1 protein-coding gene and 1 pseudogene are annotated in these 657 nt (G+C 50.8%); both read left to right on the forward strand.

Features of this window, described 5'->3' with window-relative positions; translation table 11 throughout:
- Positions 1-173, forward strand: a pseudogene (locus ACQUQ1_RS22555) (AsnC family transcriptional regulator); the annotation flags it as partial.
- Between the two features lie 216 nt (positions 174-389).
- Positions 390-657 (forward strand): ATP-binding cassette domain-containing protein (locus ACQUQ1_RS22560; RefSeq protein ID WP_435066405.1); only part of this gene is annotated, 268 nt, incomplete at its 3' end.

A 657-nucleotide genomic window follows, 5' to 3' on the forward strand; every position in this document is an offset into this window, starting at 1 on the left:
CGTATGCCGAGGGGACTGAATCCGCACTCAAATGTGCAAATTGCGGAACCACTGTCGGTGAAGACGGACTAGCCACCCGTGTCGGTGGTTCACTCCAGCAGTTTTGCAGTGAGAACTGTGAAACAACGTATAGGGAACAGTATACAGAAAGTCAAGAGAAATCTGATGCTTAGAGTCTAGCATTAGCTGTATACTCAATTCCTGATTGCTTACGAGTTTGCTGCAAATAGTTTTGATTTGAAACAGTAATCGCAGTGAATTAGAAGCGTGTGTATACACCTATGGAAGCGTCCACAACCACCAAAGGAGAAGCTACAAGCAACAAGGTACTCGTCCGTGCTAATGAGATTGAAAAAACGTACGGATCGAGTTTTCCATTTACGCGGTCAGTGACCGTCCTCACCGATGCCGATCTCGAAATTCGGACGGGGGAAATCGTCGGGATCGTCGGCGCGAACGGGTCGGGCAAATCCACGCTCATGAACATCCTCGTCGGTGTCCTCGAACAGGATTCCGGAACAGTCGAACGGACGGGAACCGTTGGCTGGTGTCCACAGGAACCACTGCTTTACGACCGCTTGACGGTCGGAGAGACGTTCCGACTGTTCGGTTCCGGATACGGAATGACCGCCGAAGAAATCGACGAGGCCAAACACC

Source organism: Halobaculum sp. EA56 (assembly GCF_051195075.1).
Taxonomy (GTDB): Archaea; Halobacteriota; Halobacteria; order Halobacteriales; family Haloferacaceae; genus Halobaculum.